Origin of the sequence: Hydrogenophaga sp. 2FB (assembly GCF_005503365.1) — a bacterium.
Taxonomy (GTDB): Bacteria; Pseudomonadota; Gammaproteobacteria; order Burkholderiales; family Burkholderiaceae_C; genus Hydrogenophaga.
Window position 1 is genome coordinate 26,862 of sequence record NZ_SCML01000032.1, and the last position, 25,016, is coordinate 51,877.

At 66.4% G+C, this 25,016-nt stretch carries 21 protein-coding genes, 1 pseudogene and 1 riboswitch; of the genes and pseudogenes, 14 read left to right on the plus strand and 8 right to left on the minus strand.

What is annotated here, in order from left to right:
- Window positions 1-11 precede the first annotated feature (11 nt).
- Genes FFS09_RS18595 through FFS09_RS18605 form a run of 3 tightly spaced genes read left to right on the plus strand, consistent with a single transcriptional unit; the run spans window position 12 to window position 2,063 of the window.
- Window positions 12-557, plus strand: coding sequence for a KdsC family phosphatase (locus FFS09_RS18595; protein ID WP_137920425.1), 546 nt, complete (start codon window positions 12-14; stop codon window positions 555-557).
- Window positions 554-1,225: an LPS export ABC transporter periplasmic protein LptC gene (gene lptC, locus FFS09_RS18600; protein ID WP_252374422.1), complete on the plus strand. Its 672-nt coding sequence runs from the start codon at window positions 554-556 to the stop codon at window positions 1,223-1,225. Before FFS09_RS18595 ends, lptC begins: the two co-directional genes overlap by 4 nt.
- Before the next feature lie 25 nt (window positions 1,226-1,250).
- Window positions 1,251-2,063, plus strand: coding sequence for an SDR family oxidoreductase (locus FFS09_RS18605; protein WP_137920389.1), 813 nt, complete (start codon window positions 1,251-1,253; stop codon window positions 2,061-2,063).
- A 104-nt stretch (window positions 2,064-2,167) separates the two neighbouring features.
- Here FFS09_RS18605 and rbp read toward each other — a convergent pair whose 3' ends face one another.
- Window positions 2,168-2,575 (minus strand): RNA-binding regulator, encoded by a 408-nt coding sequence (gene rbp / locus FFS09_RS18610; RefSeq protein ID WP_137920390.1) that lies wholly within the window; start codon window positions 2,573-2,575, stop codon window positions 2,168-2,170.
- Between the two features lie 252 nt (window positions 2,576-2,827).
- Window positions 2,828-2,903: riboswitch (SAM riboswitch) on the plus strand.
- A 51-nt stretch (window positions 2,904-2,954) separates the two neighbouring features.
- Between rbp and metX the strand changes: the two genes are divergently transcribed.
- The 7 genes from metX to FFS09_RS18645 all read left to right on the plus strand — a co-directional run bounded on the left by metX (window position 2,955) and on the right by FFS09_RS18645 (window position 11,240).
- Window positions 2,955-4,124: a homoserine O-succinyltransferase MetX gene (gene metX / locus FFS09_RS18615; RefSeq protein ID WP_137920391.1), complete on the plus strand. Its 1,170-nt coding sequence runs from the start codon at window positions 2,955-2,957 to the stop codon at window positions 4,122-4,124.
- Window positions 4,121-4,702, plus strand: a complete 582-nt coding sequence (metW, locus tag FFS09_RS18620; protein ID WP_137920392.1) for a methionine biosynthesis protein MetW — start codon at window positions 4,121-4,123, stop codon at window positions 4,700-4,702. The genes metX and metW overlap by 4 nt, the downstream gene beginning before the upstream one ends.
- 186 nt (window positions 4,703-4,888) lie before the next feature.
- Entirely contained in the window at window positions 4,889-5,422 is a 534-nt protein-coding gene (locus FFS09_RS18625; protein WP_137920393.1) for a chemotaxis protein CheW, read from the plus strand.
- A gap of 55 nt (window positions 5,423-5,477) precedes the next feature.
- Window positions 5,478-7,298, plus strand: a complete 1,821-nt coding sequence (locus FFS09_RS18630; RefSeq protein WP_137920394.1) for a methyl-accepting chemotaxis protein — start codon at window positions 5,478-5,480, stop codon at window positions 7,296-7,298.
- Window positions 7,299-7,353: 55 nt separating this feature from the next.
- The gene (locus FFS09_RS31430; RefSeq protein WP_137920395.1) at window positions 7,354-8,934 is read left to right on the plus strand and encodes a methyl-accepting chemotaxis protein; all 1,581 of its coding nucleotides are present in this window, start codon (window positions 7,354-7,356) and stop codon (window positions 8,932-8,934) included.
- Window positions 8,935-8,958: 24 nt separating this feature from the next.
- The gene (locus tag FFS09_RS31435; protein ID WP_137920396.1) at window positions 8,959-10,488 is read left to right on the plus strand and encodes a methyl-accepting chemotaxis protein; all 1,530 of its coding nucleotides are present in this window, start codon (window positions 8,959-8,961) and stop codon (window positions 10,486-10,488) included.
- A gap of 56 nt (window positions 10,489-10,544) precedes the next feature.
- Complete coding sequence (locus tag FFS09_RS18645) at window positions 10,545-11,240, plus strand: aspartate/glutamate racemase family protein (protein ID WP_137920397.1); 696 nt, start codon at window positions 10,545-10,547, stop codon at window positions 11,238-11,240.
- A gap of 1 nt (window position 11,241) precedes the next feature.
- Here FFS09_RS18645 and FFS09_RS18650 read toward each other — a convergent pair whose 3' ends face one another.
- Together FFS09_RS18650 and FFS09_RS18655 are read right to left on the minus strand one after the other, a co-directional pair.
- Complete coding sequence (locus tag FFS09_RS18650) at window positions 11,242-11,970, minus strand: 16S rRNA (uracil(1498)-N(3))-methyltransferase (RefSeq protein WP_137920398.1); 729 nt, start codon at window positions 11,968-11,970, stop codon at window positions 11,242-11,244.
- 5 nt (window positions 11,971-11,975) lie between these two features.
- Entirely contained in the window at window positions 11,976-13,067 is a 1,092-nt protein-coding gene (locus FFS09_RS18655) for an aminoglycoside phosphotransferase family protein (RefSeq protein WP_137920399.1), read from the minus strand.
- A 182-nt stretch (window positions 13,068-13,249) separates the two neighbouring features.
- Between FFS09_RS18655 and FFS09_RS18660 the strand changes: the two genes are divergently transcribed.
- Genes FFS09_RS18660 through rsmA form a run of 3 tightly spaced genes read left to right on the plus strand, consistent with a single transcriptional unit; the run spans window position 13,250 to window position 17,877 of the window.
- Window positions 13,250-15,691: an LPS-assembly protein LptD gene (locus tag FFS09_RS18660; RefSeq protein ID WP_137920427.1), complete on the plus strand. Its 2,442-nt coding sequence runs from the start codon at window positions 13,250-13,252 to the stop codon at window positions 15,689-15,691.
- Window positions 15,684-17,075: a peptidylprolyl isomerase gene (locus tag FFS09_RS18665; RefSeq protein ID WP_137920400.1), complete on the plus strand. Its 1,392-nt coding sequence runs from the start codon at window positions 15,684-15,686 to the stop codon at window positions 17,073-17,075. The genes FFS09_RS18660 and FFS09_RS18665 overlap by 8 nt, the downstream gene beginning before the upstream one ends.
- A 37-nt stretch (window positions 17,076-17,112) precedes the next feature.
- Window positions 17,113-17,877: a 16S rRNA (adenine(1518)-N(6)/adenine(1519)-N(6))-dimethyltransferase RsmA gene (rsmA, locus tag FFS09_RS18670; RefSeq protein ID WP_137920401.1), complete on the plus strand. Its 765-nt coding sequence runs from the start codon at window positions 17,113-17,115 to the stop codon at window positions 17,875-17,877.
- A 200-nt stretch (window positions 17,878-18,077) separates the two neighbouring features.
- Here the strand turns inward: rsmA and FFS09_RS18675 are convergent.
- The 5 genes and pseudogenes from FFS09_RS18675 to bfr form a co-directional block, all read right to left on the minus strand.
- Window positions 18,078-18,473 (minus strand): annotated as a pseudogene (locus FFS09_RS18675) (barstar family protein); the annotation flags it as partial.
- A gap of 54 nt (window positions 18,474-18,527) precedes the next feature.
- Window positions 18,528-18,956: a guanyl-specific ribonuclease gene (locus FFS09_RS18680; RefSeq protein WP_252374423.1), complete on the minus strand. Its 429-nt coding sequence runs from the start codon at window positions 18,954-18,956 to the stop codon at window positions 18,528-18,530.
- Between the two features lie 218 nt (window positions 18,957-19,174).
- Window positions 19,175-21,496: an NADP-dependent malic enzyme gene (locus FFS09_RS18685; RefSeq protein ID WP_502703745.1), complete on the minus strand. Its 2,322-nt coding sequence runs from the start codon at window positions 21,494-21,496 to the stop codon at window positions 19,175-19,177.
- 237 nt (window positions 21,497-21,733) lie between these two features.
- Entirely contained in the window at window positions 21,734-21,958 is a 225-nt protein-coding gene (locus FFS09_RS18690; protein WP_137920404.1) for a (2Fe-2S)-binding protein, read from the minus strand.
- Window positions 21,959-22,087: 129 nt separating this feature from the next.
- Window positions 22,088-22,564: a bacterioferritin gene (bfr, locus tag FFS09_RS18695; protein ID WP_137920405.1), complete on the minus strand. Its 477-nt coding sequence runs from the start codon at window positions 22,562-22,564 to the stop codon at window positions 22,088-22,090.
- A gap of 199 nt (window positions 22,565-22,763) precedes the next feature.
- Between bfr and FFS09_RS18700 the strand changes: the two genes are divergently transcribed.
- Complete coding sequence (locus tag FFS09_RS18700; RefSeq protein ID WP_171020093.1) at window positions 22,764-25,010, plus strand: TonB-dependent hemoglobin/transferrin/lactoferrin family receptor; 2,247 nt, start codon at window positions 22,764-22,766, stop codon at window positions 25,008-25,010.
- The last annotated feature ends 6 nt before the right edge of the window (window positions 25,011-25,016 follow it).

Below are 25,016 nucleotides of genomic sequence, written 5' to 3' on the forward strand. Positions count from 1 at the left end.
CCGTGACCCCGCTGCGCCCCGTGCTGAACTTTTCCCCCGCCCTGCTGCTGCGCGCCCAAGCCGTGCGCGTGGTGTTCTTCGACGTCGATGGCGTGCTCACCGATGGCGGCCTGTACTGCGGCGACACCGGCGAGACCCTCAAGCGCTTCCACACGCTGGATGGCTACGGCATCAAGCTGCTGCAGCGCGCCGGCATCACGCCCGCCGTGGTGAGCGGGCGCGATTCGCTTGCCCTGCGCACGCGCCTCGCGGCACTCGGCGTGGTGCACCTGCGCCTGGGCACCGAAGACAAGGCGCCAGCGGCCGAAGCCATCCTGAGCGAACTCGGGCTGGACTGGAGCGCGGCCGCGGCCATGGGCGACGACTGGCCCGACCTCCCCCTGCTGCGCCGCGCCGCGCTGGCCGTGGCGCCGCCCACCGCGCACGCCGAGGTGCTGGCCGTGGCCCAGCACGTCACCCAGCGCCTGCCGGGTGCGGGAGCTGTGCGGGAGCTGTGCGACCTGCTGCTGATCGCCCACGGCCGCTACGCGCTTGAACTGGAAGCGGCCTCGCGGTGAGCACCTCGGATCCCCTCGACTTCTTCGACAGCGTCGATCGCACCGCCGCCGAGCCGCGGGCCCCGCGCCGCAAGCGCAAGCTCATGGACAGCCTGTCGATCTACCTGCCCGTGATGCTCATGGGCCTGCTGGCGCTGGCGTCCTACTGGCTGCTGCGGGCCACGCCGGCGCCCCAAGCCGCCGAGCCACCGCGTGCCGTGAGCAGCGAGCCCGACTACTTCATGCGCCGGTTTTCGGTCAAATCCTTCGACGCCAAAGGTGAACTCAAGACACAGGTGTCTGGCGCGGAAGCGCGCCACTTTCCCGCCACCGACATGGTCGAAATCGACAGCGCGCGCATCCGCCACATCGGCGACAACGGACTGCCCATGCTGGCCAGCGCTCGCCTGGTCACCACCAACGGCGACAACACCGAGTTCGTGCTCGAAGGCAACGCGGTGATCGTGCGCGAGGCCGGCACCGGGCTCGACGGCAAGGCGCAACCACGGCTGGAGTTCCAGGGTGAATTCCTGCACATCTACCTCGACCCGGACCGCATCGTCTCCGATCGCCCGGTCGTTCTCCTGCGCGGCAGCGACCGCCTTGTCGCCGACAGTCTGGACTACACCGGCGAGGACCAGGTGGCGCGGTTCAAGGGCCGTGTGAAGGTCCAGTTGGCGCCTCGCTGACAACAGCCCCACCCCCATCGACCCCATGGACCCCACGCCACCCCAGCCGTCGAGCAGCCATGGGCCGCTGGTGTTCATCACCGGCGCATCCAGCGGCATCGGCCAGGCCTTGGCCGAGCGCTTTGCCCGTGCGGGCTACCGGCTTGCGCTGGTGGCACGCCGCACCGACGACATGCAGGCCTGGGCGGCTGCCCGGGGCTATGGCGATGCACAATGCCGCGTCTATGGCGCCGACGTGGCCGACACCCAGAGCATCGTGGCCGCGGGCCAAGCCTGTCTGCAGACCCAGGGTGTGCCCAACGTGGTGATCGCCAACGCCGGCATCAGCGTGGGCATGGACACTGCCGAGCGCGCCGACATCGACGTCATGGCGCGCACCTTCGCCACCAACAACACCGGCCTGGCCGCCACATTTCACCCCTTTGTGGACGCGATGCGCGCGCGCGGCGCCGGCGCGCTCGTGGGCATTGGCAGCGTCGCGGCCATCCGGGGCCTGCCCGGGCACGGCGCCTACTGCGCCAGCAAAGCCGCCGTGGTGGCCTACTGTGAAAGCCTGCGTGGCGAACTGCGCGGCAGCGGCGTGGCCGTGGTCACCTTGCTGCCCGGCTACGTGGACACGCCGCTCACGCGCGAGAACCGCTACAGCATGCCCTTCCTGTTGAGCGCCGAGGCGTTTGCCGATCGCGCGTTCAACGCCATCCAGGCGCGCACCAGCTACCGCGTGATTCCCTGGCAGATGGGCGTGGTGGCCAAGCTCTTGCGCCTGTTGCCCAACGCGGTGTTCGACCGCCTGCTCGCCGGTCGCCCGCGCAAACACCGCCAAGGGGAAGGTCGCTGATCCGGCCCGGAACAAGCCGGGCCTTGCGACCATGAAAAAAGCCCTGGGGCAATGCCGCAGGGCTTTTTGACGTGTCGGCCGTTCAGGCCGACAGGTTCGGGAGATCAGTAGCCGCCGCGGCCACCGCCGCCGCCGCCTTCACGACGGCCACCGCCGCCGTAGGGGCTGCGGAAACCGCCTTCGCCGCCGCCGCCACCACCAAAGCCGCCGCCACCGCTGCGGCCACCGCCGCCACCGAAGCCACCGGTGCGGGGAGGACGTGCCTCCATCGGACGGGCTTCGTTGACCACCAGGCTACGACCACCCAGGGACTGGCCGTTCATGCCTTCGATCGCGGATTGCGCTTCAGCATCGCTGCCCATTTCCACAAAGCCGAAGCCCTTGGAACGGCCGGTTTCGCGTTCCATCATGACCTTGGCGCTGTTGACAGAACCATAGGCGCTGAAAGCTTGTTGAAGGTCTTCGTCACGCACGGTGTAGGGCAGGTTGCCCACGTACAGTTTGTTGCCCATGGATGGGACTCCTAATAACACTGAGAAAAATAGCGATGGAGCCCCGTAGCACACAAAACCTGTAGCGCGCGAAACCAACCGATCACTTGTCAAAACGAGCGCCTACGACGCTCGCCGGGCGATTATGCGCTGAATGTCCCGCAAGTACTAACTATTTTTCAGGATGTGCAAAGCTGCAAAAGCGCCGATGCGTGGCCGCAACACGCACTGGGGTTACTGCGGAATCTCACGCCAGGGCACTTGAACTTATACTGTCGCCCCAGCGCCGATTTGTTCCAGATTGCGGGCGCTTTAAAAATGCCGCTAAAGGGGAGATTCCCGGTCTCGCTCTTGGCGGCACCGGGTTTTTTTTTGGCGGTCACCGCCCCCAGGACAGACCTTGATCGTCACTCCTAGTACTTTTCGCTTCACCGAGGCGCTGCCGCTGCGCAGCGGCGCCGTCCTCCCAGCCTACGAGCTGGTGGTGGAAACCTATGGCACGCTCAACGCGGACCGCTCCAATGCCGTGCTGATCTGCCACGCGCTCAACGCCTCGCACCACGTCGCGGGCTGGTACGCCGACGAGAACGGCCAGCCGCTCGCGCGCAGCGAAGGCTGGTGGAACAACATGATCGGCCCGGGCAAACCGGTCGACACCGACCGGTTTTTCGTCATCGGCGTCAACAACCTGGGTTCCTGCTTCGGCTCCACCGGCCCCACCCACACCAACCCCGCCACCGGCACGCCCTGGGGCGCGGACTTTCCGGTGGTCACGGTGGAGGACTGGGTCGACGCCCAGGCGCGGTTACTCGACCGCATGGGCATCGAGACCCTGGCCGCCGTCATGGGCGGCAGCCTGGGCGGCATGCAGACGCTGAGCTGGACCTTGCAATACCCCGAGCGCGTGCGTCACGCGGTGGTGGTGGCCAGTGCGCCCAACCTCACGGCGGAGAACATCGCCTTCAACGAGGTGGCGCGCCGCGCCATCGTGACCGACCCCGATTTTCACGGCGGCCACTACCTGCGCGAAGGCACGCTGCCTCGGCGCGGGCTGCGGATCGCCCGCATGATCGGCCACATCACCTACCTCAGCGACGACGTGATGAACGAGAAATTCGGGCGCAGCCTGCGCTCGATCGATGCCGACGACCCGACAGCCGCGGCCGAGCTGGCTTACCGCTACACCACGCAGGATGTGGAATTCCAGATCGAGAGCTACCTGCGGTACCAGGGCGACAAGTTCAGTGAGTACTTCGACGCGAACACCTACCTGCTGATCACGCGCGCGCTCGACTATTTCGACCCGGCGCGCGAGTTCGACGGCGACCTCACCGCCGCGCTGGCGCGCGCCCGGGCGAAGTTTTTCCTCGTGAGCTTCACGACCGACTGGCGCTTTTCACCCGCCCGCAGCCGCGAAGTCGTCAAGGCCCTGCTCGACAACCGCCGCGACGTGAGTTATGCCGAGATCGATGCGCCGCACGGTCACGACGCTTTCCTGCTGGACGATCCGCGCTATCTGAACGCGGTGCGCGCCTATTTCGATCAGACCATCTCCGGAGGCCTGGCATGAGCGAGAAGCCCTTGATGGAGTCCATTGCCCGCCTGGTGCCGCCGGGCTCGCGCGTGCTCGACCTCGGTTGCGGCGACGGGGCCTTGCTGGCCCATCTGCAAGGCACGCGCGGGTGCAGCGGCTACGGCGTGGAGATCGACGACGCCAAGGTGCTGGCCTGCATGCGGCGCGGCGTCAATGTGCTGCAGCTCAACCTCGAAGATGGCCTGACCATGTTCGACGACGACGCTTTTGACGTGGTGCTGCAGATCGACACCCTGCAACACCTGCGCAACGCCGAGACCATGCTGCGCGAAACGGCGCGCGTGGGACGCCTGGGCGTGGTGGCCTTCCCGAATTTCGCGCATTGGCCGAACCGCTTGCACGTGCTGCAGGGCCGCATGCCGGTGACGAAGCGCCTGCCATACCAGTGGTACGACACGCCGAACATCCGCGTGGGCACGCACGCCGATTTCGAGGTGCTGGCGCGGCGCAATGGCTTGACCATTGAAGACAGCTTCGGGCTGCACGAGGGCCGGGAGGTCCGCGTGCTGCCGAACCTGATGGCCAGCACGGCGGTGTTCCGCTTCTCGAGCTGAGCGGGCGCTTCTAGCGCCCTCTCCCGGGGAAGAGGGCTGGGGTGAGTGCACGCTCACCGGGGGTTTCCCTTGCTCGGCACCCCTGCCGCCGACGAATGGGGGTCATTTCCGGCCTTTTTCCCGCTTCAGCCGCCGCCGTCGTGGCCGATATCCCATGGACCAACCCGTCACATCGAGGACCGATCCATGGACATGCGCAACGAAGCCACCCACCTAGCCCGCAACGACAGCACCCGGGCCACCGCAACGCAGCAGCAGGCCGGCGCCGAATTCCTGACCTTCCGCCTGGGCGGCGAGGAGTACGGCATCGACATCCTGCGCGTACAGGAAATCCGGTCCTACGAAGAGCCCACCCGCATCGCCAACTCGCCTTCGTTCATCAAAGGCGTGGTCAACCTGCGCGGCGTGATCGTGCCGGTGGTGGACCTGCGCATCAAGCTCGGTTGCGAGAAGGTCGAATACAACGGCTTCACCGTGGTGATCGTGCTCAACGTGCACGGCCGCGTGGTCGGCGCGGTGGTGGACTCGGTGTCGGACGTGCTGGAGCTCGCTGGCGACGTCATCAAACCCGCACCCGAGATGAGCAGCAACGTGGACACCACGTTCATCACTGGCATCGCCAGCGTGGGCGAACGCATGCTGATCCTGATGGACATCGAAGCCTTCATGTCCGGCCGCGACATGGGCCTGACCGACAGCGCCACCCAGGCACTGCAGTAAACAAGCCGGACCACAGCGCCTGCCGCCCATCGCACCCGACCCGGAGTTTCCACACATGTCCTTCCATCGACTCAAGATGAGCCAGCGGCTGAGCCTCGGCTTTGCCAGCGTGCTCGTGCTGCTGCTGGCGCTGACGGCCCTGGCGTGGAACGCACTGCGCACCGCGCAGGTCGCCACCGAGCGGGTGGTCGTGCTGGAGCAGCACGCGGCGGCGATCAACGAGTGGGCAGCGGGCACGCGGCTGAACATCAACCGCGCACTGGCGGTGGCGAAGTCGCGCGCCGATCCCGACGTCGACGCCCATTTCAAGCCCCTGGTGGCGCAGACCTCGGCGCGCATCAGCGAGTTGCAGAAAACACTGGAAGCGGAGATCACGAGCAGCGAAGGCAAAGCCTTGCTGGCCAGGATTTCCGACGCGCGTGGCGACTACATGGCCGTGCGCAAGACCTTCTTCGACACGCTCAAGGCGGGTGACCTCGACACGGCGATCCGGCAGTTGAACACCACCGTCATGCCCGCTGCCGACCGCTACAGCAGCGCCCAGGGTGAGTTGCAGGCTTTCCAGAACGGCCTGGTCGAGGCCGCCGTGGCGCAGTCGGCCACCACCATTCGCCAGAGCGTGATGTGGCTTCTGATGCTGGCCGCCGGCGCCGTCGCGGTGGCCACGCTGGTGGCCTGGCGCATCACGGTGTCGGTGACGGCGCCGTTGCACGAGGCCGTGGCGATGGCCACGGCGGTGGCCAGTGGCGATCTGACGCGTGAAGTGAAGACCGATCGGCAGGATGAGTTGGGTGCCCTGCTCAATGCCCTGAACGCCATGAAGGTGTCGCTGATCCAGACCGTGAGCCAGGTGCGCAGCGCCACCGACAGCATCAACACCGCGTCGGTGGAAATTGCCTCGGGCAACCAGGACCTGAGCGCGCGCACCGAACAAGCGGCGAGCAACCTGCAGGAAACCGCCGCCAGCATGGAGCAACTCACCAGCACCGTGCGCCAGAGCGCGGATGCGGCACGCCAGGCGAACCAGCTGGCCGCGAGTGCGGCGGAGATCGCCGTGCGCGGTGGCGAGGTGGTCGGTCAGGTCGTGACCACGATGGACGAGATCAACCACAGCAGCAAGAAGATCAACGACATCATCGGTGTCATCGACGGCATCGCGTTCCAGACCAACATCCTGGCGCTGAACGCGGCGGTGGAAGCCGCGCGCGCGGGTGAACAGGGCCGGGGCTTCGCGGTGGTGGCCGGAGAGGTGCGCAACCTGGCGCAGCGTTCGGCGCAAGCGGCCAAGGAGATCAAGGGCCTGATCGGTGCGAGCGTGGACAAGGTGGAAACGGGTTCGCGCCTGGTGGCCGAAGCGGGGCAGACCATGAGCGAGATCGTGGGCTCGGTGCAGCGCGTCTCCGACATCATTGGCGAGATCACGGCGGCCTCGGGCGAGCAGAGCGACGGCATCGGCCAGGTCAACGTGGCGGTGACCCAGCTGGACCAGATGACGCAGCAGAACGCCGCGCTGGTCGAAGAGAGCACGGCGGCCGCCGAGAGTCTGAAGGACCAGGCTGCGCGCCTGGTGCAAGTGGTGCAGGTGTTCCGCCTGGACAGCTGCAGCGCGGCCGTCCCGGTGCAGGCCCCGCCCACGCTGTCACGCCGCGTTGTGCCAGGGCCCATGCCCATGCCGGCCAAGGCCGCGCCGCGCCAGCTGCCGGTCGAACGCCCGCGCGCGGCGGCATTGCCTGCGCCGAGCGCACCCACACCGAGCGCGCCCGAGCGGCGGACGCCGATACCCGCAACGGCGAGCGTGACCCCGCCCGCCGCCAAAGCCGCCCCGATCGTGGCCACCGCTGCCAGCAGCAGCGAAGGCGACTGGGAAAGTTTCTGAATCGACGGCCGATTCCCCTTTCAACAGCGACACAAGAAAGAAGAGAGAGACCGACATGCAACACCTGATGCGACAGTTTTCCATTCGTACCCGCATGATGGGCGCCATTGGCGTCGTGCTGCTGCTGCTGACCCTGGTCGGCAGTGCCGGCTGGTGGGGCATCGGGCGTTTGCACGCGGTCAACGAAACCTTCGTGGCCACCTCGTTCGAGGAGACGCTCACGCTCTCGCGCCTGCAGGTCGCGCTGCGCAACATGGGCAGCTTCGAGAAAGACATGGTCATTGCCTATGAGAAGCCCGAGCAGGTGCTCAAGGCCAAGGCCCAGTGGCTGGCCGCGCGCGACGAGGCGCAGCGCCAGATGGACACCCTGCTCGGCGGCCAGGAAGACCAGGACAACGCGGTGGTGCTCGAGATGAAGAAGCAACTCGAGCAATACGTGGGCGCGGTCGAACCGGTGACGCGCCAGCTCGAGAGCAGCGGCTACGACTCCGCCACCGTGGCCAACCGCATGCTCAACCGCGCGCACACCAGCTTTGACGCCTTGCTGCAGAGCATGCAGCGCGTCGAAGAAACGCTGATGGCCGAGGCCGCCAGCGCGCGCCAGACCGGCAAGGACACCAGCAAACAGGCGCTGATGCTGTTTGGCCTGGCCGTGGCCATCGCCGCGCTGGTGGTGGTGCCCACCACCTGGTCCAACATGGGCAGCATCTGCGGCCCGCTCGACGAGGCACAACAGCTGGCCAGCGCGATCGCCCAGGGTGATCTGACGCGCCCGGTGCACGCCGACGGCCTGGACGAAACCGCCAAACTCATGCGCGCCCTGGGCGACATGCAGGCGTCGCTGGCCCGCATCGTGGGCGAGGTGCGCAACTCCACCGACAGCATCGGCACGGCCAGCCAGGAGATCGCCAGCGGCAACCAGGACCTGAGCGCGCGCACCGAACAGGCGGCGAGCAACCTGCAGCAAACCGCGGCCAGCATGGAGCAACTTACCAGCACCGTGCGCCAGAGCGCCGACGCGGCGCGCCAGGCCACGCAAATGGCCGTGGCCAATGCCGAGGTGGCGGTGCGCGGTGGTCAGGTCGTGGGCCAGGTGGTCAGCACCATGGACGAGATCAACCACAGCAGCAAAAAGATCAGCGACATCATCGGCGTGATCGATGGCATCGCGTTCCAGACCAACATCCTCGCGCTCAACGCGGCGGTGGAAGCCGCGCGCGCTGGCGAGCAAGGCCGGGGCTTTGCGGTGGTGGCGGCCGAGGTGCGCAACCTGGCGCAGCGTTCGGCGCAAGCGGCCAAGGAGATCAAGAGCCTGATCGACACCAGCGTGGGCAAGGTGGAAGACGGTTCGCGTCTCGTCGCGCAAGCGGGTCGCACCATCGGCGAGATCGTGGCCAACGCGGAAAAGGTTTCGGCCTTCATCAGCGACATCACCACCGCCGCGGGCGAGCAGAGCGACGGCATTGGCCAGGTCAACACGGCCGTGACGCAGCTCGACCAGATGACGCAACAGAACGCGGCGCTGGTCGAAGAGAGCGCGGCCGCCGCCGAAAGCCTGAAAGACCAGGCCGCCCGCCTGGCCGACGTGGTGCGGGTGTTCCGCATCGATGCGCCCACGCCATCGTCTGCCGCCTGACGTGATCCTGTTGCCGCTGCCGACATGAACTTCAACCAACGCCTCCTGCTCGCCTTCATCGCCCCCGCCGCGCTCTTCGTGGCCGGCCTGGGGGGCAGCATCTGGTCGCTGACCCAGACGCAGTCCCGGTTCGATCGCTACATCAAGACCGAGCAGGCGACGGCCAGCGGCCTGCAGGACATGTACGCACAAGGCCTGCAGATGGGCCAGGCGCTGCGCAACGTCCTGCTGGACCCGAGCAATGCCCAGGGCTACAAGAACCTGGACGCCGCGCGCGCGGCGTTCGACGACGCGCACCTGGCCACCCTGGCGGCCGCCAAGGGCACGCCGATCGAAGCATCGCTCGCACCGGTGGCCGGCTTGCGCGCCGCCCAGGCCCAGGCGCAGGACAAGGTGCTGGCACTGGTGAAGACCAGCGTGCCGGATGCCATGCAGCTGCTGAACGCGGAAGAAACACCGGCCTGGCGCAAGCTGCGCGGCGAGCTGCTGCAACTGGGCAAGGCCTCGCAAGAACTCTCGGCACAAACGCACCAGCAGGTCAACGCCGAGGCCGATCGCGCCCGCGCGATGGCGATCGGCCTGGCCTTGCTGGCCCTGTCGGTGGCCGTGGTGTTGGGGCTGGTCGTGCAGCGCACGCTCCAGCGCGAAATCGGCGGTGACCCCGCCGTGGCGCGCGGTGCGCTGCGCCGGATTGCCGACGGCGACCTCAGCGGCGCGACGCCCCCGGTGCGCGACGCCAACAGCCTCATGGGCGCGCTGGCGGCGATGCAGACGTCCATGCGCACCCTGGTGGGCGAGGTGCACGCGTCCAGCGCCGGCATCGAAGTGGCGAGCAGCGAAATTGCCTCGGGCAACCAGGACCTGAGCGCGCGCACCGAGCAAGCGGCGAGCAACCTGCAGGAAACCGCCGCCAGCATGGAGCAACTCACGAGCACCGTGCGCCAGAGCGCCGACGCGGCACGCCAGGCCAACCAGCTGGCCGCGAGTGCGGCGGAGATCGCCGTGCGCGGTGGCGAGGTGGTCGGTCAGGTCGTGACGACGATGGACGAGATCAACCACAGCAGCAAGAAGATCAACGACATCATCGGCGTCATCGACGGCATCGCCTTCCAGACCAACATCCTGGCGCTGAACGCGGCGGTGGAAGCCGCGCGCGCGGGTGAACAAGGCCGGGGCTTCGCGGTGGTGGCCGGAGAGGTGCGCAACCTGGCGCAGCGTTCGGCGCAAGCGGCCAAGGAGATCAAGGGCCTGATCGGTGCGAGCGTGGACAAGGTGGAAACGGGTTCGCGCCTGGTGGCCGAAGCGGGGCAGACCATGAGCGAGATCGTGGGCTCGGTGCAGCGCGTCTCCGACATCATTGGCGAGATCACGGCGGCCTCGGGCGAGCAGAGCGACGGCATCGGGCAGGTCAACGTGGCGGTGACCCAGCTGGACCAGATGACGCAGCAGAACGCGGCACTGGTGGAGGAGAGCGCAGCGGCTGCCGAGAGCTTGAAGGACCAGGCTGCGCGGCTCAACGCATCGGTGGCGGTGTTTCGTTTGTCTGCCGCCTGAGAAGGTGTGAAGGAGCGCGCCTGGCTATAGTGAGCAGGCTCACCGGAGACCTGTTCATGACACCCCAACACATCGGCATCGTCGCCTGCTCGGCCGAGGGCGCCGCGCTTTGTTATCGGACCATTTGCGCCGAGAGCGCGGCACTGCTCGGCCCGCACGCGCACCCCGAGGTATCGCTGCATTCGCTCTCGCTGGCGGACTATGTGGATGCCCTCGATCGCAACGACCTGCAAGGCGTCGCCGACCTGATGCTGACCTCGGCGCGCAAGCTCGCGTCGATCGGCGCGGACTTTCTCATCTGCCCGGACAACACCATCCACCAGGCGTTTCACCTGGTCGAACCGCACTCGCCCAGGCCCTGGCTGCACATCGCCGAGGTGGTGGCGCAGGCGGCCGTGCAGCGTGGTTACCGGCGCCTGGGCATCACGGGCACGCACTGGCTGGTGAACAGCGAGGTCTACCCCGAAAAACTCGCCGCGCACCGTTTGCAAGCGGTGCGGCCGAGCGCGGCGGACCGCGACGCGATCGGCCGCATCATCATGGACGAGCTGGTGTGCGGTGTGTTCAAGCCCGAGAGCGTGGTGCGCTTTCAACAGGTGTTCGCGGCGTTGAAAGACGCGGGCTGTGACGCGGTGGTGATGGGCTGCACCGAGATCCCGCTGATCATGAGCGACGCGAATTCACCGCTGCCCACGCTGGATTCCACACGCCTGCTCGCGCGCGCCGCGTTGGCGCGTGCGGTCGGCGGCTGACCTAGCCGCCCAGCGCCAGCACCAGGGCCGCCAGCGCGGCCGTTTCGGCACGCAGCACACGCGGACCGAGCGTTACCGGCACGAAGCCCGCCGCGCGCGCGAGCGCATCTTCCTGGGGATTGAGCCCACCCTCGGGCCCGCTGAGGAACAAAGCATCGGCCTCAAGCGGCGCCCGGGCGAGCGCTTGTGCCAGAGGCTGGGTGCCCTCGGCCAGCGACAGCAGGCAGCGCAGCGCGCCATCGCCCGACGGCAGCGCCTTGAGCCAGGCCGCGAAATCGGCCACCCCATGCACCGCAGGCACACGGTTGCCACCGCATTGTTCGCAGGCCGCCACCGCGACCGACTGCCAGTGCGCCTGCTTCTTCGCCGCGCGCTCGCCGCTCAGGCGCAGCACGCTGTGCGCGGTGTGCAGCGGTTGCAGGCTGGTCGCCCCCAACTCGGCGGCTTTCTCCACCAGCCAGTCCATGCGCTCGTTGGCCGGCATGCCCATGGCCAGGTGCACCGCGCGCTGCGGCTCGCGCTCGGTGGCGTGGTGGGTGCCCACCGTCACATCCACATCGCTGCGGCCCATGCGGGTGATGGAGGCATCCCACTCGCCGCCGTCGCCGTTGAAGAGCGTGATGGTCTGCCCCGGCTGCAGGCGCAGCACCTGCACGTGGCGGGCGGATGCGGCGGGCAGCGCGAGAGGCTGGCCTTCCAGCAGCGGTGTCGGGCAGAAGAAGCGCGGCATGGCGCTCAGACGCGCCCGAAGGCGTAGCCCGATGCCGCCTGCAGACCTTCGATCTCGTCGAGCATCTTCAGGAACGGACCCAGCGCGCGGTAGCGGTGCGCGGTGTGGCGGATGTAGCCAATGAAACGCGGCGCATCGGCCAGGTACTTGGGCTTGCCGTCGCGCAGCGTGAGGCGCGCGAAGATGCCGGCCACCTTCAGGTGGCGCTGCAGGCCCATCCATTCGACGCCGCGGTAGAACGCGCCGAAGTCGCTGTGCCAGTCTTCGAAGTCCATCAGGCCGGCCTTGCGCGCCTTCTCCCAGTAGCGCACGGTCACGTCGATCACGAAGTCTTCTTCCCAGGTCAGGAACGCGTCGCGCATCAGGCTGGCGATGTCGTAGGTGATGGGGCCATGCACCGCGTCCTGGAAGTCGAGCACCCCCAGCTGCTGCGCCGGCGTATCACCGGGTTGCAGTGGCAACATCAGGTTGCGCGGCATGAAGTCGCGGTGCACGTAGACCTGCGGCGCGGCGAGGTTGTGCGCGACGACGGTGTCGAAGGCTTTCTGCAGCGTCTGTGCCTGCGCGGCGCTCAGCGTGAGGCCTTTGTGCTGCTGCAGGTACCAGTCGGGGAACAGCTGCAATTCGCGGCGCAGCAGCGCCTCGTTGTAAGGCGGCAGCACGCCGGGTTTCGAGGCCAGTTGCCAGGCCAGCAGCGCGTCCAGCGCTTGCATGTAGCGCGCATGGTTGGCTTGCGGGTGGGCAGCGTCGATGCCGTCGAGCATGGTCTGGTGCCCCAGATCGCTCAGCAGCATGAAGCCTTGCGGCGCGTCCCAGTCCAGCACCTCGGGCACCAGCAGGCCGGCGCCGCGCATCAGCTCGGCCACGTGCACGAAGGGTTGGCAGTTCTCGTGCGCGGGCGGCGCGTCCATCACGATCAGGCTGCCACCGGCTTGCGCGTCGATGCGCAGGTAGCGGCGAAAGCTCGCGTCCGCCGAGGCCGGGCGCAGCGTGTCGGGCAACAGACCCAGGCGTGTGGTCAGCGGCGAGAGCCAGGCGTGAAAGGCAGCTTCGCGAGCGGGTTCGGCCCAGGCAACGGCGGGGTGAGACGGGGTCATGCGGGTGCTGGGGTGGGAGGAGTTTTCCGAAGGGCGCGACCGGTGGTCGGGCAGTGGATAATGCCCGAAGATTCTACAAACCCCTCTGCAGGCGGCAGCCGGCTTTCATGCCTGTTCTGGCGGCCTGGCCATCGAAGCCCATTTCCTTGAACCGCCGCAACGTTCCGCCGACCACCCACCGCATGCGCGGCCCGCTCGCCGCCCCGTTGTTCGTGGCAGCGCCCGTGACGCGGGCGGTGCATGGCCTGCTCGCCGTGATCGCCCTCGGCGCACTTGTCGCACCCGGCTGGGTGCATGCGCAGTCGGGCGATGGCGACGAACCCGTGGCGCCCGCGCCAGCGGCTCAGCTCAAGAGCAGCGGCATGTTGCAGGAGAACCTGCCCGAAGATGTGCAAAAGCAGGCGCCGACCTTTGTCTCGGGCGACCGCCTGGAGAGCCAGACCGACAGCGTGACCACCGTCGAGGGCAACGCCGAGCTGCGCCGCCACGACATGGTGATCAAGGGCGACCGGCTGGAGTTCGACCAGCGCAACAGCGAGGCGAAGGCCACGGGCAATGTGTTGATCAACCGCGGTGGCGACCGCTTCGAAGGCCCGGAGCTGCAGCTCAACGTGGACACGTTCAAAGGCCAGTTCGAGAAGCCTGAGTTCACGTTGCTGCAGAACGAAGGGAAGGGCGACGCCAGCCGGATCGATTTTCTGGACGAAGACCATGGCGTGGCGCACAACGCGCGCTATTCCACCTGCCCGCGCACGCCCGGTGCCGACTGGATGCCCGCCTGGCTTGTGCGTGCCACCAAAATCGAGTTCGACAACGTCGAGGAAATGGGCAAAGCCACGGGCGGCGTGGTCGAGTTCAAAGGCGTGCCCATCCTGGGCTGGCCGTACTTCACCTTCCCGCTCAGCGACAAGCGCAAGTCGGGCTTGCTGCCACCCACGATCAATCTCGACAACGTCAACGGGCTCGAGCTCACGGTTCCCTACTACCTCAATATCGCGCCCAACCTGGACGCGACGCTCTACCCCACGCTGATGAGCAAGCGCGGTGTCGACCTGGGCGCCGAGGTGCGTTACCTGCAGCCGAACTACGCCGGCCAGGTGCGCGGCGCGTTCATGCCGTCCGACCCGCTGCGCGACGCCAACCGCTGGGGCTACGCCTGGCTGCACGATCAGAACCTGAGTGGCTCGCCCTTGGGGCTGGGTGGATCGGCCGGTTTGCGGCTCGACATCAACCGGGTGAGCGACGACAACTACTGGCGCGACTTTCCGCGCGCCACCGCTTCGCTGACCAACCGATTGTTGGCCGCGAATGCCATCTACAGTTGGGGCCGGGGCCCCTGGGCGTTCAGCGCAGGCGCCTACAAATGGCAGACGCTGCAGGACATCGATTCGCCCATCACGCCGCCCTACGACCGCATGCCGTCGGTTGCGCTGCGCTACAGCCGTGGTGATGCCCGCATCGCGGGCATCAACGACTGGAACTGGTCGGTGACCAGCGAGTACACGCGCTTCGAGTCCAATCCGCTGCTCACCAGGCAAACCAATGGTTCGCGCTCGCTCGCCATCGCCGACCTGAGCCGGCGTTGGGAGGCGCCGGGCTGGTTCATCAAGCCGCGCGCGCAACTGCACGCCACCCAGTACCAGTTCGACAACCCGATCTCCACGGGATCGCGCACCGCTTCGCGCGTGCTGCCCACCGTCAGCCTCGATGGCGGGCTGATCTTCGAACGCGACGCCCGCTACTTCGGCCGCAACTTCGTGCAGACGCTGGAGCCGCGCGCCTTCTTCACCTGGACGCCGTACCGCGACCAGAGCATGCTGCCCAACTACGACTCGGCGGCGAACGACTTCAACTTCGCCACCATCTTTTCGGAGAACGTGTTCGGTGGCAACGACCGCATTTCCGACACCCGTGCCATCACCGTCGGCGCAAGCTCGCGCCTGCTCGACCCGGATTCGGGCGCCGAGATCGTGCGCGTCGGCCTGGCACAGCGTTACCTCATTCGCAACCAGAACGTGTTCCTGCCCAACGCCAGCGGCCTGCCCGGTGGCGACCCGGTGGCCGAACGCTTGAGCGACATCCTGTTCGCCACGCGCGTGCAGTGGAGCCCGAAGTGGATGGTGGACACCAACTTCCAGTACAGCCCAGGTAGCCGCGAGTCGGTGCGCACCACGCTGGCCGCGCGCTATACGCCCAGCCGCTACCGCGTGCTCAGTGCCGCCTACCGCTTGCAGCGCGGTGTGAGCGAGCAATACGAATTCGGCTGGCAATGGCCGCTCAACGACCTGTGGGACACGCCGCGCACCAGCGTGCCAGGGCGTGCCCTCGGTGAGGGCCAGTGGTACGCCGTCGGCCGCATCAACTACAGCGTGCCCGACCGCAAGGTCGTCGATCTCGTGGCCGGTTTTGAGTACGATGCCGGTTGCTGGATTGGCCGCGTCGTGGTCGAGCGCCTGCAACGCAGCGCACTCACCGCCAACCAGCGCATCCTGTTCCAGCTGGAATTCAGCGGCTTCTCCCGTCTCGGCTCCAACCCCTTGAAGACCCTCAAGGAAAACGTGCCGCGTTACCAATACCTGCGCGAAGAAATCAACCCGCCCAGCCGGTTCACACAATATGACTGACCGCTTCATCGCTTCCTCACGCCTGCCCACCTGGTGCTTGTGCGCCTCCCTGTTCTGGGCTTGTGCAGCGCAGGCACAAGGCCTACGCCCGTCGGGCCAGCTCAATCTGCCGCGCAACGCCAGCGCAGCCGCCGCACCGTCCGGCACGCAAGCCACGGCCGACTACATCGTCGCCCTGGTCAACTCGGAGCCCATCACCAACAACGAAGTGCGCCAGCGCCTGCTGCGCCTGGAGCCGCAGCTGCGCCAGCAAGGCGGCGCCCTGCCGTCGCGCGACGTGCTGGCGCGCGAGGTGCTCGAGCAAATCATCAACGAGCGCGTCCAACTGCAACAGGCCACCGAACTCGGCATCACCGTGGACGAAGCCGCTGTCACGCAAGCCGAGTTGAGCGTCGCCGCACAAAACCAGATGACGCCCGAGGTGTTGCGCCGGCGCCTTGTCACCGAAGGCCTGGACATCAACCGCTTTCGCGCCGACCTGCGCCAGCAACTCCTGTTGCAGCGCGTGCGCGAGCGCCAGGTCGAGACGCGCGTGCGCGTGACCGAGGCCGACATCGACGACTTCATCCGCGAACAGCAAGGCACCGGCACGGTCGAGAACCTCGAACTCAATCTGGGGCACGTGCTCGTAACGGTGCCCGAGGGCGCCAGCGAGCAGCGCGTCCAGGAATTGCAGGCGCGCGCGCAGAAGGCGGCCGACCAGGCCCGCGCCGGTGGCGATTTCGCCGCGGTGGCTCGCGAATTTTCCGATGCGCCCGAGCGGGAAAGCGGCGGCCTGTTCGGCATGCGAGCAGCAAACCGCCTGCCCGAGCTGTTCGTCAACGCCACGCGCTCGCTCAACGTGGGTGGCGTGGCCGGCCCCTTGCGCAGCCCGGCCGGTTTTCACGTGCTCAAAGTGGTCGACAAACGCCAGGCCGGCATGCCGGGCACTGCCATCACGCAGACGCGTGCGCGCCACATCCTGTTGCGCACCAGTGCCCAGCTCAGCGAAGCCGACGCGGTGGCGCGCCTGGCCACCTACCGCCAACAAATCGCCAGCGGCCAGGCGACCTTCGAGGCCCTGGCCCGCGAAAACAGCCAGGACGGCTCGGCCAGCCAGGGTGGTGACCTGGGCTGGGCCAATCCCGGCCAGTTCGTGCCCGAGTTCGAACAGGCCATGAGCGATCTCAAGCCGGGTGAAATGTCCGCGCCGCTGGTGTCGCGCTTCGGGGTGCACCTCATCCGCGTGGAAGAGCGTCGGCAGAGCGCGCTGTCGCCACGTGAGCAACGCGAAATGGTGCGCGGTCTGGTGCGCGAGAAGAAGGTCGACGAGGCCTTGACGACCTGGGCGCAGGACGTGCGAGGCCGCGCGTTCGTCGAACTCCGGGAAGCGCCGCAGCCGTGACGCACAAGGCTGGCCGGGCGAGGGACGGCGACAACACATGAAGCACATCGCCCGCAAGCGCTTTGGCCAGCACTTCCTGACCGACGCCGCGATCATCGACGCCATCGTGTCGGCCATCGCGCCTTCACCGGGCGATGCCATGGTCGAAATCGGCCCGGGGCTGGCCGCGCTCACACAACCCCTGGTCGAGCGCCTGGGTCGGCTGGCCGTGATCGAACTCGACCGCGACCTGGCCGCGCGCCTGCGCTCGCACGGGCAGCTCGACGTGATCGAGTCCGACGTGTTGAAGGTCGACTTCAGCGCGTTGGCCGAGCGGCTGGCCGTGCCCAGGATCCGCGTGGTTGGCAACCTGCCCTACAACATCTCGACGCCCATCCTGTTCCATCTGCTCGACCACGTCGCGGTGGTGCAGGACCAGCACTTCATGCTGCAGAAGGAGGTGATCGACCGCATGGTGGCGCGTCCCGCCACCGCCGACTACGGCCGCCTGAGCGTGATGCTGCAGTGGCGCTACGCCATGGATAACGTTCTGTTCGTGCCGCCCGAGAGCTTCGATCCGCCGCCGCGCGTGGACAGCGCCATCGTGCGCATGCTGCCGCTTGCAGAGCCGCCAGCGATCGACATCGGGCGCTTTTCAACGATGGTGCAAGTCGCCTTCAGCCAGCGCCGAAAGATTCTGCGCAACACCCTGGGCCGCTGGCTCGACGAGCAGGGCTACAGCGGTGACTTCGACCTGCAGCGCCGGGCCGAAGAGGTGCCTGTGGCCGAGTACGTCGCGTTGGTGCAAACCACACAGACATAAAAAAGCCCCGACAAGGTCGGGGCTTTTTGCGTTGCACCGCGAGGTGCGTACTGTCAGGCGGCTGCCAGCCAGTAACCCGCGTTGAACGGGCTGCTCATGCGCAGCGCCATCGGGCTCACGTCCAGAATCTTGTCGGTGGGCATGGGCTCGTCGGTCTGCACTTCGATCGGTTCTTCACCCTTGGGGGCGCGCGCTACCGAAAACGAATAGAAGCAGCGGAAGGGGATCTTGCGGTCGGACCAGTAGTCGGCGGCGTCGCGGAAGATGTCGAGCAATTGCTCGCGCGCTTCCTTGTCGAACTTGGCGTGCGCGGGAATGTGTTCCAGCACCACGATGAAGCCGGTTTGCGGGCCCGACTTGTGAACCATGTCGGTCATGCAGTCGTAAAGCGCATCGAAGTTCTTGCCGAAGTGCGAGGGCAAGGTGTACTGCGCTGCGATCAGTTCCAACACGTCCTGCTTGCTCTGGGCTTTGGCCAGGTTGGCGTACAGAAAGTGATGCCCCAAATGCTCGGCCGCAGCCTGCAGGTCTTTCACGCCGTGGGCGCGAATCGACTGAACGATATTGGGGCGTACGTTACGAAGTGGCGTATCCATCTCCGCGTCTCTTTCTAAGGTCAAAGTTAAAAAACTGTTCACACCACCGAAGGGTCACTGCACGATCAGCCGGAAGCTGCTGTAGTGGTCTTCGGTGTAATAACACGCTTCAGGGGCTCGGGGCTTGAACCCGCCACAAACGATCCGTCGGGCTCCCCGGTGTCGCACCCCGGGAGTGGGCACCGTGTATTCCCGGTAGTACCCACGCTTCTCGCCCGGCAACAAGCGTTCGCGATTGCCGAACACCGAGCCGTCTTTGTCGTAGCGGAACGGACCACCTTGCAGAATCCGGCCCATGACCTCCTGGCCCTGCAACGGCAAACCCGACACCACCACCACGGGGTTCGGTCTGACCGTTGCTGCATCGGGGGAGCGGGCCTGCACCGCAACGGTGCCAAGCGCGACGACCATCACGGTCGCTAAGGCCTTGATGGCCACTTCCCTGGTGCTTCTGAAACGAGCCCGGATCTGTTTCAGATCCATGAAATCCCAAGCTCCTGATGACGCCAACCCGCCACTGATTTGCAAAAAATAGCACGAAAGCAGCAATTTTTTCGCATTGAGAGGGCGGGTTAACCCTGAAATCCAAGCGCGCTAGTGTGCCTGAGATGGGGGTGAATTGCAAGGCTTTGCTGAATTCATCAGCAAGCCTTGGCGTCGGAAATGTGTGAAAGAGTTAGTGCTTGCTTTTTCAACGGGCTTCAACGCGACACATTTGCGTCCGCAACCGTCAGGGCTGTCATGTTGACGATCCGGCGCACGGTGGCGCTGGGCGTCAGGATGTGCACCGGTTTGTCCGCCCCGAGCAACACGGGGCCGATGGCGATGTTGCCGCCAGCGGCGGTCTTGAGCAGGTTGTAGGCGATGTTGGCCGCATCAATGTTGGGCAGCACCAGCAGGTTGGCCGCGCCTTTGAGCGGGCTGTTGGGCATGAGCGCAGCGCGCGCGTCGGCGTCCAGTGCCACATCGCCGTGCATTTCGCCGTCTGCCTCCAGCCAGGGAGCCTGTTCCTGGAGCAGCGCGAGCGTGCGGCGCATCTTCACGGCGCTGGGTTCGTCGCTGGAGCCAAAGTTGGAGTGCGAGAGCAGCGCCACTTTGGGCTGCAGGCCAAAACGCAGCATTTCCTCGGCCGCCATGACGGTGATCTCGCACAGCTGCTCGGGCGTGGGGTCGTAGTTGACGTGCGTGTCCACCAGGAACACCTGGCGGCCCGGCAGCATCAGGCCGTTCATGCAGGCATAGATCTGAACGTCTTGTGGCGTGCTGGGGCTGCCGCCAACGCGCTTGCCGATCACCTGGTCGATGTACTTCAGGTGGTGCTGGGTGGTGCCCCAGGTGCCGCAGATCAGGCCGTCGACCTCGCCCTTGTGCAGCAGCATGGCGCCGATCAGGGTGAGGCGGCGGCGCATCTCGATCTTGGCCAGCTGCTGGGTCACGCCCTTGCGTTCGGTCAGGCGGTGGTAGGTCTGCCAGAAGTCGCGGTAGCGGCTGTCCTGTTCGACGTTGACGATGTCGTAGTCGAGTTCTTCGCGCAGGCGCAGACCGAATTTCTCGATGCGCTGGGCAATGATTTCGGGGCGGCCGATCAGCGTGGGGCGCGCCAGGCCTTCGTCGACCACGATCTGGCAGGCGCGCAACACGCGCTCTTCTTCACCTTCGGCATAGGCCACGCGCTTGCGCGCCGCGATTTTTGCCGCCGCGAAGATCGGCTTCATGATGGTGCCCGAGGCGAACACAAAGCTCTGCAGCTTCTCGCGGTAGGCCGCCATGTCGGGCACGGGCCGCAAGGCCACGCCGCTGTCGGCGGCGGCCTGCGCCACGGCCGGCGCGATCTTCATCATCAGGCGCGGATCGAACGGCTTGGGGATGAGGTACTCGGGGCCGAAGGCCAGTTTTTCACCGGCATAGGCCGCGGCCACGACTTCGCTCTGCTCGGCCTGCGCCAGTTCGGCGATGGCGTGCACCGCCGCGATTTCCATTTCGTCGGTGATGGTCGAGGCGCCGGCGTCGAGCGCGCCACGAAAGATGTAGGGGAAGCACAGGACGTTGTTGACCTGGTTCGGGTAGTCGGTGCGGCCGGTGGCCATGATGGCGTCGTCGCGCACCAGCTTCACGTCTTCGGGCGAGATTTCGGGGTTCGGGTTGGCCAGCGCCAGGATGAGCGGCCTGGCCGCCATCTTCTTGACCATGTCGGGCTTGAGCACGCCGCCGGCCGAGAGGCCCAGGAAGATGTCGGCGCCATCGATCACCTCGGAGAGGGTGCGCTGATCGGTCTTCTGGGCGAACTGGATCTTGTCCTCGTCCATCAGCTCGGTGCGGCCTTCGTAGACCACGCCCGCCAGGTCGGTCACCCAGATGTTCTCGCGCGGAATGCCGAGCTTGACCAGCAGACCCAGGCAGGCCAGCGCGGCGGCGCCAGCGCCCGAGGTGACGAGCTTGATCTTCTTGGGGTCCTTGCCGACGACTTTCAGGCCATTGAGGATGGCCGCGCCGACCACGATGGCCGTGCCGTGCTGGTCGTCGTGGAAGACCGGGATCTTCATGCGCTCGCGCAGCTTGCGCTCGACGTAGAAGCAGTCGGGTGCCTTGATGTCTTCGAGGTTGATGCCGCCGAAGGTGGGTTCGAGCGAGGCAATGATCTCGACCAGCTTGTCCGGGTCTTTTTCGTTGATCTCGATATCGAACACGTCGATGCCCGAGAACTTCTTGAACAGCACGCCCTTGCCTTCCATCACCGGCTTGGCGGCCAGTGGGCCGATGTCGCCCAGGCCGAGCACGGCGGTGCCGTTGGTGATGACGGCGACCAGGTTGCCGCGGCTGGTGTATTTGAAGGCGTTGACCGGGTCGGCCACGATTTCTTCGCAGGGCGCGGCCACGCCGGGCGAATAAGCCAGCGCCAGGTCGCGCTGGTTGACGAGTTGCTTGGTGGCGGCGATGGCCACTTTGCCGGGAACCGGGAACTCGTGGTACTTGAGTGCTGCTCGGCGCAGTTCGGCGCGCTTGTTCTCAACGGTGTTTTCCATGCTCATGCTCGTGTCTCCGGCGAGTTGTTGTCTTGCAATGCGGAAATGAATTGCGCATTCTAAAGCGACGATCGGGAAAACCCTTGCTTTTAAAACTGCATCAGGCGTTGAAGTGTTTGTGACATATCAGAAGGGAATGCCGATGCGATCCAGCACCGCTGGCCGCAGTATGCGGCAGCGTTGTGGCCCGAAATGGGGCGGGCAGGGAAAGCCAGGGGGTGGATCGCCGAGCGGCGATCAGGTCGCTGCGACCTGGGCGGGCAGCGAGGCAGGGTGCAACTGCAGGTGCACCACCGCTTGGTGCGGCGTGCATTCCGACCACAGCGCACGGGCGCCGGACTCGCACTGGCCGCATTGCGTGGCCACGCCCAGCTCGAGCTGGATGTCGTCAAACGCCATGCCCGACCGCGCACAACGTGCGATGGTCTGGTCACTGACGCGATGGCAAACGCAAACGATCATGGGTGTTGGAACCGGGTTAAAGGCCGTGCTGGCCGCAACAAGTTCGCAAATGATAATTGATCGTATTCAATAGGCGTAAAAAAGCCCCGTGCAAGGCGGGGCTTTGTGGTGAATACGGGACGCCGCTGGTCAGCTGGTCTCGCCCATCTGGGTTTGCAGGTAGTTCTGGATGCCCACTTTATCGACCAGATCGATCTGGGTTTCCAGGAAGTCGATGTGTTCTTCCGTGTCGTCCAGGATGGTTTGCAGCAGATCGCGCGAGACGTAGTCGCGCACCGATTCGCAGTGGGCGATGCCGTCCTTGATGGTGTGCTGCGCGCCGGTTTCCAGCGCAAGGTCGCTGCGAAGGATCTCGGGCACGTCTTCCCCGATGTTGAGTTTGCCCAGGTCCTGCAGATTGGGCAGGCCGTCGAGCGTGAAGATGCGGTCCATCAGCTTGTCGGCGTGCTTCATTTCGCCGATGGATTCTTCGTATTCCTTGGCCGCCAGCTTGTCCAGACCCCAGTGCTTGAGCATGCGGTAGTGGACGAAATACTGGTTGATCGCCGTGAGCTCGTTCTTGAGCTGGGCTTGTAGATGGCCGATGACTTTGGCGTCGCCTTTCATGGGTGTTCCTTCCATTTTTTTGTTGACAGGCGCGCATTGTGCGCGCAGTGCATCGGCGATTCAGTTTTGAGAATCGGTACAGCTTGCAAATGAGAATCGTTCTCATATAATGGGCCCTCTGCCAGCCAGTCCATGGGCCAAGCCCCGTGGCCATGACGCCAGCCTCGTCCTCCAACCCTCTTTGGATTCAGGTGCCGTCTTGGCTGCTCCCCATCTCAAACTCCCCCATTCTCTTTCCCGCCCCCGCCAGGCGTTCAGCCCGCTGTGTCTGGCCTGCCTTGCGCTCATGGCGGGCTCGGCCCAGGCGCAGACCAGCGCCCCCACCACCTTGCGCGAAGTGGTGGTGAGTGGATCGCGCAGCGAGCGCGCGATCGAGGACGTGCCCGCCAGCGTCGACGTGATCACCGGCGAGGACCTCGATCCGGCGCGCGTGCAGGACATCCGCGACCTGGCGCGCGACATCCCGAACATGAGCGTGCGCCGCGCGGCGCAGCGTTTTAGCGCGGTCAACGGCCCGCAGGTGGGCTCCAACGGGCGCGAGGGCAACGCCGGCTTCAACCTGCGTGGCCTCGATGGCAACCGCGTGCTGCTCACGGTGGATGGCATCCGTGTGCCGCGCGAACTCACCAGTGGCGTGTTCGGCTCGGCCTCGTTCGGTCGTGATTACTACGACCTCGGCCTCATCTCGCGCGTGGAGATCGTGCGCGGCGCGAGTTCGGCGCTGTATGGCTCGGACGGCCTGGCCGGCATGGTGGCGATGTTCACCACCGAGCCCAAGGACCTGCTCAAGCCCGGTCAGGCCTTCGGCGGGCGCGTGGGCCTGAAGGCCAGCTCCGACGACAACAGCCGCGGCGTGGGCGTCACGCTCGTGGGCCAACCCAGCGACACCCTGCAATGGCTGGGCAGCGTGCAACTGGGCCGCAGCGAAGCGCTGGACAACATGGGCGAGAACCACGCCCTCAACAGCGACCGCACCGCACCCAACCCGCAGAAAGACAAGAGCGTCTCCGCACTGGGCAAGGTGGTGCTCACGCCCGGTGGCGGGCAGCGCCACACGTTGGCGCTGGAGCACGTCGACAAGTCGGGCGAGGTCGAGGCCTACAGCGGCCGTACCGCCACCGCAACGGGCACCCTGGATCTGGACGGCACCACCGACATGCAGCGCACGCGCCTGAGCTGGGACGGCCGCTTCAAGCTCGGCACGGCCTGGGCCGATGAGTTGCGTGCCACCGTCGGCTACCAGCAGGCCGAATCGCAAGAGCTGGCGAGCGAGCTGCGCACATCGCCCGCGCCCACCAGCCGCTCGCGCGACGTCGCCTACACCGAGAAACTCTGGCAAGGGGTGCTGCAAGCCGAGAAGACGCGCGCGCTGGGCGCCGACTGGAGCCAGAAGCTGGTCTACGGTGTCGACGTGTCGGTCTCGAAGATGGACAACCTCGTCACCGGCACCGGCGCGCCGGGCTACGAAACCTACCCGCTCAAACGCTTCCCGCCCACGCGCGAGACCAACTCCGCGCTGTTCGTGCAGAGCGAGTTCGCCACCGAGCACTGGAGCGTGATTCCCGCGCTGCGCTACGACCGCTTCGACCTCAAGGCCGAGAGCCACCCGCTGTACCCGTTGCAGCCCGCCAGTCTGTCGGACTCCGCGCTCTCGCCCAAGCTCGGCGTGATCTTCCGGCCAGCGTCGGAACTCAATCTGTTCGCGAACGTGGCCGCCGGCTTCAAGGCGCCAAGCGCGCTGCAGCTCAACAACAACTTCCAGAACATCCCGGCGAGCTACCGCACCATTCCCAACCCGAACCTCAAACCCGAGACCAGCCGCACGCTGGAGTTGGGCGCGCGCGACAAGGTGGGCCCGGTGCAATGGGAAGCGGCGGTGTTCAGCGGCCGCTACAAGGACTTCATCGACGAGCTCGTGCCCGTGAGCGGCACGGCGGGCAACCCCGCCAACCCGCTGACCTACCAGGCGATCAACCGCGGCCAGGTGCGCCTGAGCGGCTTCGAACTCAAGGGCAAGCTCGCGCTGGGCGCGGCGACCGACTTGCGCCTGGCCTACGGACAGACCAAGGGCAAGGACACGCGCCTGGGCGTGCCGCTCAACAGCGTCAACCCGGCGCGCCTCGTGCTCGGCGTGGACCACCGCGTCGGCGACTGGCGCCTCGGCGCGTCGCTGGCGCACACGGCGAAGAAGTCGATGAGCGACATCAACACCACCACGCCCAACATCGCCAACCAGTTCGCGCCACCGTCGTACACCACGCTGGACCTGCGCGCGAGCTGGCAGCTCAACCGTTCCACGCGCCTGAGTGCCGCGCTCCACAACGTGACGGACCGCAAGTACTGGGAGTGGGGCAACGTCATCGGCGTGGCCGCCAACTCGCCGGTGCTCGACGCCTACACCGCGCCGGGCCGCGCCATCTCGGTGGCGCTGGTCACCGACTTCTAGCCTCCG

Excerpts from the sequence above, each read along its gene's own strand:
- FFS09_RS18605 (WP_137920389.1), top strand. The coding sequence starts at position 1,251 with ATGGACCCCACGCCACCCCAGCCGTCGAGCAGCCATGGGCCGCTGGTG.
- bfr (WP_137920405.1), bottom strand. The coding sequence starts at position 22,564 with ATGAAAGGCGACGCCAAAGTCATCGGCCATCTACAAGCCCAGCTCAAG.
- FFS09_RS31435 (WP_137920396.1), top strand. The coding sequence starts at position 8,959 with ATGAACTTCAACCAACGCCTCCTGCTCGCCTTCATCGCCCCCGCCGCG.
- FFS09_RS18660 (WP_137920427.1), top strand. The coding sequence starts at position 13,250 with ATGCGCGGCCCGCTCGCCGCCCCGTTGTTCGTGGCAGCGCCCGTGACG.
- FFS09_RS31430 (WP_137920395.1), top strand. The coding sequence starts at position 7,354 with ATGCAACACCTGATGCGACAGTTTTCCATTCGTACCCGCATGATGGGC.
- FFS09_RS18680 (WP_252374423.1), bottom strand. The coding sequence starts at position 18,956 with ATGGATCTGAAACAGATCCGGGCTCGTTTCAGAAGCACCAGGGAAGTG.
- rsmA (WP_137920401.1), top strand. The coding sequence starts at position 17,113 with ATGAAGCACATCGCCCGCAAGCGCTTTGGCCAGCACTTCCTGACCGAC.
- FFS09_RS18655 (WP_137920399.1), bottom strand. The coding sequence starts at position 13,067 with ATGACCCCGTCTCACCCCGCCGTTGCCTGGGCCGAACCCGCTCGCGAA.
- FFS09_RS18665 (WP_137920400.1), top strand. The coding sequence starts at position 15,684 with ATGACTGACCGCTTCATCGCTTCCTCACGCCTGCCCACCTGGTGCTTG.
- FFS09_RS18630 (WP_137920394.1), top strand. The coding sequence starts at position 5,478 with ATGTCCTTCCATCGACTCAAGATGAGCCAGCGGCTGAGCCTCGGCTTT.
- FFS09_RS18625 (WP_137920393.1), top strand. The coding sequence starts at position 4,889 with ATGGACATGCGCAACGAAGCCACCCACCTAGCCCGCAACGACAGCACC.
- FFS09_RS18650 (WP_137920398.1), bottom strand. The coding sequence starts at position 11,970 with ATGCCGCGCTTCTTCTGCCCGACACCGCTGCTGGAAGGCCAGCCTCTC.
- FFS09_RS18645 (WP_137920397.1), top strand. The coding sequence starts at position 10,545 with ATGACACCCCAACACATCGGCATCGTCGCCTGCTCGGCCGAGGGCGCC.
- rbp (WP_137920390.1), bottom strand. The coding sequence starts at position 2,575 with ATGGGCAACAAACTGTACGTGGGCAACCTGCCCTACACCGTGCGTGAC.
- metW (WP_137920392.1), top strand. The coding sequence starts at position 4,121 with ATGAGCGAGAAGCCCTTGATGGAGTCCATTGCCCGCCTGGTGCCGCCG.
- FFS09_RS18685 (WP_502703745.1), bottom strand. The coding sequence starts at position 21,496 with ATGGAAAACACCGTTGAGAACAAGCGCGCCGAACTGCGCCGAGCAGCA.
- FFS09_RS18690 (WP_137920404.1), bottom strand. The coding sequence starts at position 21,958 with ATGATCGTTTGCGTTTGCCATCGCGTCAGTGACCAGACCATCGCACGT.